General features: G+C 54.2%; 6 protein-coding genes and 1 tRNA gene. 6 read left to right on the top strand and 1 reads right to left on the bottom strand.

The annotated features are described in order from the left end of the window. Positions 1-358: 358 nt before the first annotated feature. Positions 359-832, top strand: a complete 474-nt coding sequence (locus IQ235_RS07625; RefSeq protein ID WP_264320885.1) for a hypothetical protein — start codon at positions 359-361, stop codon at positions 830-832. Positions 833-926: 94 nt separating this feature from the next. On the opposite strand, the gene IQ235_RS07630 is transcribed toward IQ235_RS07625, so the two are convergent. Then, positions 927-999 (bottom strand) — tRNA-Ile (locus IQ235_RS07630). Between the two features lie 121 nt (positions 1000-1120). On the opposite strand from IQ235_RS07630, the gene IQ235_RS07635 reads away from it, so the two are divergent. From IQ235_RS07635 to IQ235_RS07655, 5 genes are all read left to right on the top strand, one after another. Continuing rightward, a complete protein-coding gene (locus IQ235_RS07635) occupies positions 1121-1393 on the top strand; it encodes a hypothetical protein (RefSeq protein ID WP_264320886.1) in 273 nt (90 codons plus the stop codon). A gap of 305 nt (positions 1394-1698) precedes the next feature. Next, positions 1699-3237, top strand: coding sequence for a hemolysin family protein (locus IQ235_RS07640; protein ID WP_264320890.1), 1539 nt, complete (start codon positions 1699-1701; stop codon positions 3235-3237). Positions 3238-3380: 143 nt separating this feature from the next. Beyond that, positions 3381-4637, top strand: coding sequence for a methionine adenosyltransferase (gene metK, locus IQ235_RS07645; protein ID WP_264320887.1), 1257 nt, complete (start codon positions 3381-3383; stop codon positions 4635-4637). 535 nt (positions 4638-5172) lie between these two features. After that, positions 5173-8310 carry a two-partner secretion domain-containing protein gene (locus IQ235_RS07650; protein WP_264320888.1) on the top strand — a complete coding sequence of 1046 codons (3138 nt, stop codon included), beginning with the start codon at positions 5173-5175 and terminating at the stop codon, positions 8308-8310. Further along, the coding region (locus IQ235_RS07655) for a two-partner secretion domain-containing protein (protein ID WP_264320889.1) at positions 8307-11653 on the top strand (3347 nt) is incomplete at its 3' end. The genes IQ235_RS07650 and IQ235_RS07655, both read left to right, overlap by 4 nt.

An 11653-nucleotide genomic window follows, 5' to 3' on the forward strand; every position in this document is an offset into this window, starting at 1 on the left:
CTGCCCCGACGAGAGAGTAAAATCCCCTTCTCGGTACGCAAGCTGGCAAAATAAATCTAGAAGTTTCTCGCGAATGGCGGCGGGATCGGTCGGAAGCGGGGATGAATTGAGTGTCATATTGCCAATGGCTGAAAAACGACTAACGAGATCGAGGGACAGAAGAATCAAGTATTCAAGACCGATCGCGAGTGGAAAGCTTCTGCTTCCATCGCTAATTTACGGGTTACGGGTTACGGTTTGCAATCTTCGATGAGGAGTTGGGTTCTTCACCCGATGGGTCAGTCCGAAAATTCCCTCGATCGCTATGTAACCGATTGGATCTTGAGTTACTATTTACACAAAAGTCAAGGATGGCAAGATGAAGTACTGCGAAAAATCGATAGTTAGTTTGTTCGCGGCGATCGCCGGTCTATCCTCGATCGCTTTTCCAGAAGACGCCCTCGCCCAGAGCCGATCGCAGCCGTTTCAAAATTTCGATAGCATTCAAATCCGACAGCGGGAGAACGTCCGAGTCATTCCCCTGATTACCCTACCCCAAGCCTTTGACAGTGCTTTTTACGAGCATGGCGGCAACTATTTCGATCGCACCAGCATTCAAGGAACCGGCGAATCTTTAGGTGGGCTATTTTTCCCAGAACTCGAAGTGGCAGACGATGCCGAGTCCGTCAATGCCCTCTACCGAGATGCGATGAACCAGCAACTCTATAGCGATCCCTTCATTCGCACCCCCGATCTAGATGTTTATCAAGGCTCTTTGCTGACATTACCCTATGCCTGCGGTACGAGTCCCGTCATCGTTGATGGTACGGCATTGCAATGTACGCGACGGTGACAGTGGAGTCAGAAAGCGACGGCCACCCAACTTGGGGAACGGTCGCTTGTGGCTTGGCGCGATCGTCTTCGATCGAGTAAAAATTAGATAAAAATGGGCAGTGCAGGAGTTGAACCCGCCTGAGGCGAATTATGAGTTCGCTGCCTAAACCGCTCGGCCAACCGCCCTTTCCATAGATACTGTTAAGATAACACAACGGGCGTTGAAGATCCATCGTCACCCCATTGCTCAAACCCAAGGAAATTCCGCCTCCACAATACTCTGCTCTGCGAGAATCTGCGACCCACGATGAAACTCAATACGACGATCGTTCTGACCACCCTGCTACTGCTCTCGATGTTTGGTGCGGGTTTAATTAGTGCAGTTTGGGGCTTTTCCCTAGGACGGCAAGCTCTACAAGGCGTTACCCAACCCGACGTGCGTCCGACCAACAATTTCCTCGGCGATCGCGAAGGCTCCCGACAAGGAGAAGCGGTTCAATTTTTGAAGGAAGAGGAAATCCTCAAGCAAGTGGAAAATCTAGAAAGCCGATCCGCGATCGCACAAACGAAGAGAGCATAGGATGCCCAGGAAGCCGCCTTGCTCGACCCTCAAAAACTTCCCCCATTCCTGTATTGTGAAGTCTCCCCCGTCTGCGACGGGCGAATTCTAAATTCCAAATTCTGAAGTCACCACGCACCCCTATGATGGTTATGGAAAGCTTTTTGAAGCTATTTGTCCAACTCGCCCACAATTGACCTACATTTCCGTCAGCAATTATGAACCCTCGATCGGGGTGCGATGATGAAGCGAACCCTTATATGTTGTCCCGAATTCCCCCATCTTTTTGGTGGATCGCTCTGACACCGATCGCGGTGCTGGTGCTAATGGCATCTCCGGCGTGGAGTAGTTCCTCTTCCGGGAGTTACACGATCCTGGACTGGTCTGATATTATTTGGCGCCTTTTATCGGTCTTCGGACTGATTGCCATCAATGCCTTTTTCGTGACCGCCGAGTTTGCGATGGTCTCGGTGCGCAGGTCTCGCATCAACCAGCTTGTCGATGAAGGAGATCTGCAAGCGAGAACCGTTCAAAACCTGCAAAGCAACGTCGATCTCTTGCTTTCGACCACTCAATTGGGAATCACTCTATCGAGCCTTGCGTTGGGATGGATCGGGGAAAAAACCATGGCGAGTGTCGTCTTTGCGGGAATCGGACAACTGTCCATCGACAGTAACCTCGGGAAATTTCTCACCCATTCGATCGCGATCCCCATTGCCTTTCTCCTGGTTGCCTACTTGCAAATCGTTCTAGGAGAGTTGTGTCCGAAATCGGTCGCCCTGCTCTACTCCGAAGAACTCGCGCGATTGCTCGGACCTCCCAGTTTGACCATCGCTCGTTTCTTCAACCCATTTTTGTGGATTCTCAACCAATCGACGCGCTGGCTGTTGCGGCTGGTGGGTATCTCCTATACCGGTCAAGGCTGGTACAATCGCGTCACCCCCGAAGAATTACAGCTCATCATCGCCACCGAGAGAGAGTCTACAGGTCTCGAAGCCGAAGAGCGAGAATTGCTCAATAACGTCTTCGAGTTTGGGGATGTCACGGTCGATGAGGTCATGGTTCCCCGCACCAGCTTCAGTGCAATTCCCGAGAACGCTACCTTTCGGAACTTGCTCCACGAAGTCGCCACCTCCGGTCACTCCCGCTATCCAGCGATCGGGGAATCCCTCGACGATGTTAAGGGACTCGTTCATTTCAAAGAACTTGCCGAACCCCTCGAGTCGGGAATTTTAACCCTCGATACCCCCATCGAACCTTGGATTCGACCGGCACGGTTCGTTCCGGAATATATGCTGCTGAGCGAGCTATTACCTTTAATGCAGCGATCGGGACAATCGATGGTGATGGTGGTGGATGAGTACGGGGGAACTGCCGGATTGGTAACGATGGAAGATTTGGTGGCTCAAATTATTGGAGATAGTTGCGAACCCGAAGATTCCGAAGATTTAAGCGTGCAGATTATCGACGAGCAGACGTTTATCGTCCAAGCGCAGATGCACGTCGAAGAGGTCAATGAGTTGTTGGCACTGAATTTACCCTCCATCGACGAATATCAAACCCTCGGTGGCTTTACGATCTATCAAATGCAAAAAATTCCGACCGTCGGCGAAATCTTGCACTATGACGGTCTCGAACTGACGGTCATTTCCTCTGAAGGTCCCCGTCTCGATCGCATTCAGATCCATCGCCGCCAATCAACCCAAGAATCAATTTCTGTCGCCGTTCCCGAACTTTTGACCCGAGAAGAAGACCCGACACAAACCGAAGTTGAGGTTCAGGCCGAGGCCGAGGCTGTATTTCCTCGTTGGGAACCGGAAGTGGACTTGGAACTCGAAGGACATCCAGAGGGAGAAACGCGATGACGGGCACACGAAAGAGGAAAGATTTGCCCACCGACCCTTGACAATTCCATCTTTGAATTGTTGTTACGCTGCCAAAGCGCAAATGGCTATAGTTTGTTATGCTAGCTAGTCAACTCAATTTCCAGTTGTAGGAGGAGTCAGCGTTGTCTCGCTATTACCTATTTACCTCAGAATCCGTGACGGAAGGTCACCCCGATAAAATTTGCGACCAGATCTCCGATACGATTTTAGATGCCTTATTCGCCCAAGATCCAATGAGTCGGGTGGCTGCTGAAGTTGTCGTTAATACCGGGTTGGTGCTGATTACCGGAGAAATCACTTCAAAGGCAAAAGTTAACTATATTCAACTCGCGCGCCAGAAAATCGCTGAAATTGGCTATACCGATGCAGATAACGGTTTTTCCGCCGAGAGTTGCTCCGTGTTGGTGGCCCTTGACGAACAGTCTGCCGATATCGCCCAAGGGGTCGATAGCGCCCAAGAACAGCGAGAAAAGGCTAGCGATGCCGAACTCGATGCCATCGGTGCGGGAGACCAAGGCTTGATGTTCGGCTTTGCCTGCAACGAAACCCCAGAACTGATGCCGTTGCCCATTAGCTTAGCCCACCGCCTGACGCGGCAACTGGCGATCGTCCGCAAAAACGGTCGGTTGTCCTATTTGCGTCCCGATGGCAAATCCCAAGTCACGGTGGCATACGAAGACGGCAAACCCGTTGCCATCGATACGATTTTAATTTCCACCCAGCATACCCCGACCGTCGGCGAGCTGAGCGAGGACAAAGCGATCCGAGACAAAATCGAAGCGGATTTGTGGACCGATGTGGTTCAACCGGTGTTTGCCGATATCGAGATTAAACCCGACGATAAGACCCGCTTCCTGGTGAACCCCACCGGGAAATTTGTTATTGGAGGTCCTCAAGGGGATGCGGGACTCACGGGGCGAAAAATTATCGTCGATACCTATGGCGGTTACTCCCGTCATGGAGGTGGGGCATTTTCGGGGAAAGATCCCACAAAGGTCGATCGCAGTGCGGCCTATGCCTGCCGTTACGTAGCGAAAAATATCGTCGCTGCCGGACTGGCGGATAAATGCGAAGTGCAAGTCAGTTACGCCATCGGTGTTGCTAAACCCACCAGCTTAACCATCGAAACCTTTGGAACGGGAAAAGTCGATGAGGAGAAGCTACTTGAAGTGGTACAAAAGCATTTTGAGTTGCGTCCGGCCGGGATTATCCAAACCTTCGATTTGACGAACCTCCCAGCTCAGCGGAACGGTCGTTTCTTTCAGGATGTGGCTGCCTACGGTCATTTTGGACGTACGGATCTCGATTTGCCTTGGGAAAAAACCGATAAAGTTCAACAACTACAAGAATTGCTTCAACCCTTGTCTGCGTCGGTGTAAAGAAACCCAGGCAGTCAGAATGGCAATGAGAGAAGAGGGTTATGGGCGTTCGAGCTTAACCAAGCTCGAACGCCATTATTTATCGATCGAAGTTTATGAAGGCGGCTTATTTTGTCGAATTTAAGCTGGGAGCAGAGGATCGGTTTGGGATCTCGATCGTTTGAATGGGCCAACCCGATATCTCTCCAGAGATGGGACTGGTACAATAACCTCAAGACACCATCGCAAAGATCCCAATTCTATTTTCTGAATGAAGGTCGTCCCGATCGCCCATCGGGAAAAGTTGCCCGGACATTCTACCCAAACCCTACGGAATACCTCAATCCGTGTCGGTCGAGATTTAGACTTTTCATCAAGCCATCGCCGTGCCGAATGCCGATGGTTTATCCTGTATCGAAGCGACCGGATGAAGAGATCTCATCGATGAAACCGTCGAGTCAGTCACGCCCTTGTCTGGTTAAACTGCTGCGCGGATCGATCGTAAAGCGGGTAGACAAAACCTAGATCGAACCCTGGTTCCCAATGTTAAGTAACGATGCGCGATGACTTTTTTCTCATTCCCTTCCTGCTGAGTGGAAGTTTGCTTCCCGCGCCGGTAATGGCTCAGATCGTCTCGGACACAACATTACCCACCGATTCGATCGCGATCCCCGAGGGTCGTACTTTCACCATTGACGGCGGAACGACGGCTGGGGGGAACTTGTTTCACAGTTTCGATCGCTTTGACGTACCGACGGGGTTTGAAGCTTTTTTTAACAATGCCCCCACCATTGAAAATATTTTCGGTCGCGTCACTGGAGATACCATTTCTAATATCGATGGTTCGATCCGTACCAACGGTATGGCGAACCTGTTTCTGCTCAATCCCAATGGCATCATTTTCGGACCGAACGCCCAACTCAACCTGGGGGGGTCGTTTTTTGGCAGTACCGCCGAGAGTGTGGTATTTGCAGATGGTAGCACCTTCAGCGCTACCAGCCCAGGGGGGGAAACGGGGGGAGTCCCCCTACTCACCATTAGCGTTCCAGTGGGCTTGCAATTGGGTTCGAGTCCCGGCAGCATTCGCGTCGAGGGAACCGGGGCGATCGCAAATTCGATCGATCCCAATGGGGGGTTAACGGTTCCGGTGGCTCAAACCCTCGCGTTGGTGGGGGGAGACATCACCTTTCGCGGCGGCATCGCCAGCGTCAACTCCGGACGCTTGGAAATTGGCAGTGCTGCCAACGGTGTCGTGGGTTTAATGGCACCGTTTTCCCCGGAAAATCCGACCCCAAACTGGGGCTTTAACTACGATTCGATCGATAATTTTCGAGATATTCAACTGCTCGATGGCTCGTTGTGGCAATACTCTGCTCTATTTGACAATCCAGGCAGTGGCATCGGAATTCGGGGAGGCAAGATCGCGATCGAAGGGTCGCAAATCGCAGCGCGAACCCTCGGCGAAGCCACAGGAGGAGAAATTTCCCTGGCAGCAGCAGACCTGGAAATCGGGGCAGAGGCAATCGTTCTGAGCCAAGTCGTACCGGGGGCGGGAGGTCGCGGCAGCCCGATCGAAATCGAGACAGACCGATTGACCGTTCGAGATGGGGGCCTCATCCAAAGCCAATCTCTGGGGACGGGAACTGGGGGTTCGATTACTGCGATCGCACGGCGTACGGTTCAAATTGCCGGAATTGGCACCACAGAAGCCCAGAACCCCAACGATTTTAATCCCAACAGCCGCATTTCTACCCTGGTGACGAGTACCGGAAATGGCGGCACGATCGATCTGAGTACTCGAAACCTCACCCTCATTGGGGGTGGGCAAATCGAAACTGTCGCCACCCCAACGGCCATCGGTCATTCTGGAAACATAACGGCGATCGCCGACTCCCTGAATGCCATCGGCGCCAACCCCTTCAATCCCTTTCTTCCGAGCGGTATTGCCAGTACCAGCCTGGGAACCGCACCGGGGGGACATCTCGATGTGTCGGCAGATACCTTCAATTTTACCGAGGGTGGGGCCATTCAATCGTTTAGCCAAGGAGCAGGATTGGGCGGAAACATCACCGTTCGCGCCACCGAGTCGATTACGGCCGTTGGAGTCAATCTCTCATTGCCGGCAATCTCCAGCGGTATTTTCACTCAGGTGTTGGGGACGGGGGACGGAGGAAGTCTCGATGTCACCGCTCCTCGAATTCACCTTGCTGAAGGTGGAAAAATCTCATCTCTAGTCATCGTTCCCCCGATGAATGCATTCCCCGGTGCGGGAACCGGGAATGCGGGAGACCTGCGGGTGCGAGCCGAGACGGTGGAAGTTCTCGGCGCAACCCCCCTGGCGCTGGGAAATCCCAGCGCCATATCTAGCGTCACTTTTGGGGCGGGAGATGCCGGAGATGTGGCGCTTTCCACTCGAACCCTCGTTCTGGGGGAGGGTGGAGTGGTCTCCTCAGCCGTGTTGCTTTCCACCTCAACTCTGGGAGAACCCGTCCCCGGTGCGGGAACGGGAAAGGGCGGCAATCTGGGCATCGTGGCATCGGAGTCGATCGAAGTGAGGGGTGTCGAGCCGGTGGTTTTGGCTCCCAGTCGCGTGGGAACGGCAACCTCAGGTTTTGGAGATAGCGGCATCACCACCATCGAGACGCCCCAATTGCGGGTTCTCGATGGCGGAGAAGTTAATTCTTCCACCTTTGCCGTAGGTAATGCGGGGCAAACGATCGTTAATGCCAGAGAGCAGATCGTTGTGGGAGGAAGGTCGAGAGACGGTTCTCCTGCATCGATCTCCGCCAATGCCTCGATTCTCAACCCATCCCTGCGAGAGATTTTTTTCTTGCCGGACGTACCGACGGGGGATACGGGAGAACTGAGCCTCCAAACCGATCGACTCGTCGTTTTCGATGGGGGAGAGATCGGCGTCGGACACCAGGGTACGGGCAATGCCGGACAATTGCAACTGAGGGCGGCGACTGTCTTGTTAGATGGAGACTCTCGCATCGGCGCGACGACAGTATCGGGACAAGGGGGTAATATTACCCTGAACGTTCGGGAAGATTTGCAATTGCGCGGGGGGAGTCAAATCACCGCCGAAGCCTTGGGCAATTTGGGCGATGGCGGCAATCTCTCCATCGATGCCGAAACGATCGCCCTTTTGGAAAACAGCGCCATCGTCGCCAATGCGACAACTGGAGTGGGAGGGAATATCGAGATCGTCACCCGAGGTCTTTTCGAGTCCCCTGGCAGCCAGATTACCGCCAGTTCTCAACTTGGAGTCGATGGCACCATCGAAATTCGCCGACCCGATGTCGATCCCCAGACGGGACTGGTACAATTGCCCCAAGACACGACCGATCCCACAGATCGCATTTCTAAAGGTTGCTCGGTAGATCGGGACGATCGCTTCGTCATTCTCGGTCGGGAAGGATTACCCGAAGACCCCACCACGATCTTACGAGAGACATCGACCTGGTCGGATACCCGCAATTGGCGGGACTTAAGCCAAACGGAGGAAACCATTGCCATACCGAATGTCGATCGTGTCTCCCTCGTCGAAGCCACCGGATGGGTGCGCCGAGTCGATGGCACCCTCGAGTTAGTCGCTCGCTCGTCCGGTTCGCCATGGCATCGAGATCCCGATTGTCGAGCGGGTCGATCCGAATTCATACCCTACAGCGTTTTTCCATCGAACCAACTATGAGCGCTGAGTTTTTGGCTGTGTTTCTATTGCCCGCGGTCAGTCCCGTTCCGGTTGTCGCTCAAATCGTGCCGGATACGACGTTGCCCGCCAATTCGATCGTCTCGCCGCAGAACAATACTTTGACCGTTGGCGGTGGAACGACTGCTGGGGAGAACTTGTTTCACAGTTTCGATCGCTTTGAAGTACCCACGGGGTTCGAGGCATTTTTTAATAACGCTGCGGGCGTTGAAAATATTTTCGGTCGCGTTACCGGAAATTCGATCTCCAATATTGACGGTTTGATTCGCGCCAACTCAACGGCGAACCTGTTTTTGCTCAATCCCAATGGCATCATTTTCGGTCCCAACGCCCAACTCAATCTGGGTGGGTCTTTTTTCGGCAGTACTGCTGAGAGTTTGGTGTTTGAAGATGGCAGTATCTTTAGCGCAACAAATCCGTTGGAGGCAAGCACGGGGGCATTGCCCCTACTAACGATTAGCGTTCCGGTGGGGTTGCAATTTGGCAGCACACCGGGGGCGATCGTCGATCGCTCCCGCGCTGCGAGTACCCTCGCCCTACCTATCCCCGAAAACCTTCTCCCGGCCCAGGTGGGACCCGAAGTCGCGATCGGCGAAACCTTAGCGTTGGTGGGGGGAGATATCCGCTTGGAAGGGGGCAACCTAACGACCTTTGGCGGCAACATTCACCTCGGCAGCGTCGCCGGTTCCGGTACGGTGCGCTTAACCCCAACTCCGACGGGGTGGGTTGTCGGGTACGACGAGATTTCCAATTTCGGTAACATTACTCTATCAGGCAGTGCGGCGGTCAATGCCAGCGGTTTGGGGGGTGGGAGAATTGACCTGCGAGGAGGAAATGTTTCGATCGACTCGGGTGCGAGTTTAGTCGCCGATACCCTGGGTGAGGTTGACGGCGGCGGCATCGAGATTCGCGCTGACGGGTTTCAACTGAGCGATCGCGCTTTTATTTCCACCACCACCTTTGGCGCTGGGGCATCCGGCGGGATTGCGATCGATGCTGAGGCGATCGAACTGACCGGGACAACTCCTTTACAAACCGTCGGCGAGTTAATCGGCGGCACCTTCGATCCCTTTGCATTGAGCGATGGCTTATTTAGTTTGAGTGCGGGCGCTGGAAGTGCTGGCGATATTACCCTAACCGGCGATCGCCTCAGCCTGAGGCAGGGTGCGAGCATCCTTACCTCCACATTCTTGAATGGAACGGGGGGAAATTTGACCCTCAGGGCCTCCGAATTCGCCGCAGTGACGAACGGTTCCCTACTGGCCACCGGAACGGCCAGCGCCGGAAATGCCGGTCATTTGAGAGTGGAAACACCGTTATTGCAAGTTCTCGATGGCTCGGTTCTGAGCACCACCCCCAGCGCCGATAGCACGGGAACCGGAGGCGATCTCACCGTTCGTGCCGAGTCGATCGAACTTCGCGGAACCCCACCCGGTGCGCCGGTTCCCGCCGGGTTGTTCAGCACCACCCTGGGGATGGGGAATGCTGGCAATTTGAGTCTAGAGGTCGATCGCCTCGTGGTTGCCGATGGCGCGCAAGTTTCGGCATCGGCTTCGGGGGCAGGACAGGGGGGCAACCTGCAAGTGAATGCTGCCGAGTCAATCGATTTAAGCGGCGTATCCCCCGATGGTGTCTTTGTCAGTGGCTTGTATACGTCTTCGTCCTTGCTCACCGTACGCGGACAGGTCGGAGATGCGGCGGCCGGAAATTTGAATGTCACCGCACAGCGGTTGAGCGTCCGAGAGGGGGCGCAAATTTCCGCAGCCACCGGAGGTGCGGGTAGGGCGGGAAATCTGAGCGTCGAAGCGACCGAATCGGTGGAAGTTGTCGGTTTTGCTGCGGGAGTCGATCCGGCAGTTGAGTCGGTATCTTTCGGCATTATCGGCGATGGCATCTTGCCCAGCAGTATCGAATCGAATACCAGCGGCACCGGAGCGGCTGGAGATTTGAGTATTCAAACAGGGCACTTAAGGGTGAGCGATGGTGCGGAAATTGGCGTGCGCGGCACGGCAGCGGGGGATTCGGGCAATCTTCACGTTACCGCAGGCTCCATCGAACTCGATGGCGAGGGAATTATCGGTGCGTCTACCCTGTTCGGTCGAGGCGGCAATATTACCCTCACGGCCGATCGCATTTCGGTACGCGGGGGCGCTCAGATTAATAGTAATACCTTTGGTGCCGGGGATGCGGGAAGCACGAACGTTCGGGCTTCTGAGGCGATCGAGGTGGGTGGAGCGGGAGCTAGCGCCCAAAGTACGATCTCATCATCGGCGATCGTCCCGAGCGCTGCTTTCCAACAAGCCTTTGGCGCGCGGCCCCTACCGTCGGGAAATTCGGGCAACGTGTCGATCGACGCACCGAGGATCGAGATTTTTGAGGGTGGCTCCCTCGGTGCTATCAATCGAGGTTTCGGAAATGCCGGCAGGCTTCAGGTTGATGCGGACTCGATCGAGCTGCGCGATGGCGCTCAAATCGTGGCATTTAATAACTCCGGTGCGGGGGGAAATATCGAACTGTCTGGGACGAACGTGCGACTCGACAATAGTTTAATCAATGCGTCTACTCTCGGCTCTGGAACCGGAGGCGACATTACCATTAACGCTATCGAATCTCTAGAGGTGATTGGCAACGGATTTGAGGATGTCATCGAGACGGTATTCCTGCCGTTACAATCGGGAACCCTCGCTCTAGCCAACACCGATCGAGGAATTGTCTCGGCAACGACCCAAATTGGAACGTCGGGAAACATTACCCTCGAAGCCGGACGCTTGAGACTCGTCAATGGTGGTTTGGTCGCAACGGGAACCTTAGGAGCTGGAGATGCGGGAGATTTATCGATCGCTGCGACTGAATCGATCGAGATCGACCGTTCTTTTATCTCCACAGCCACTTCGGGTTCGGGAAGAGGGGGAAATCTCGATGTCAATACTCAACGGCTGAGCCTCCAAAATGCGGGCAATTTATCCGCCACCACCTTAAGTTCCGGTGCGGCAGGGAACTTAACGGTATCCGCGAGCGAATCGATCGAACTGACGGGTTCGTTGCCCTTCCCCATTCCTGGGGCGAGCTTACCGGGGTTCGATCGAATTCCGAGCAATATCAATGCTTTCTCTTTGGGTTTCACCGGACGGGGGGGGGATGTAACCGTTTCTACACCTCGGTTAGAGATTAACGATGGCGCTCAAATTAGCGTCAGTTCTTTCGGTTTGGGAGATGCGGGGAATATGACCCTCAACGCGGGCGATCTATCTCTCGATGCTGGAAGTGTGACAGCCACCAGTCTCTTCGGTCAAGGCGGTAATATTAACCTCGATATTTCCGGCTC

Origin of the sequence: Zarconia navalis LEGE 11467, assembly GCF_015207075.1 — a bacterium.
GTDB classification, from domain to species: domain Bacteria; phylum Cyanobacteriota; class Cyanobacteriia; order Cyanobacteriales; family Geitlerinemataceae; genus Zarconia; species Zarconia navalis.

Coding starts and splice junctions, on each gene's coding strand:
- IQ235_RS07625 (WP_264320885.1), top strand. CDS start 359: ATGAAGTACTGCGAAAAATCGATAGTTAGTTTGTTCGCGGCGATCGCC.
- IQ235_RS07635 (WP_264320886.1), top strand. CDS start 1,121: ATGAAACTCAATACGACGATCGTTCTGACCACCCTGCTACTGCTCTCG.
- IQ235_RS07640 (WP_264320890.1), top strand. CDS start 1,699: ATGGCATCTCCGGCGTGGAGTAGTTCCTCTTCCGGGAGTTACACGATC.
- IQ235_RS07650 (WP_264320888.1), top strand. CDS start 5,173: ATGCGCGATGACTTTTTTCTCATTCCCTTCCTGCTGAGTGGAAGTTTG.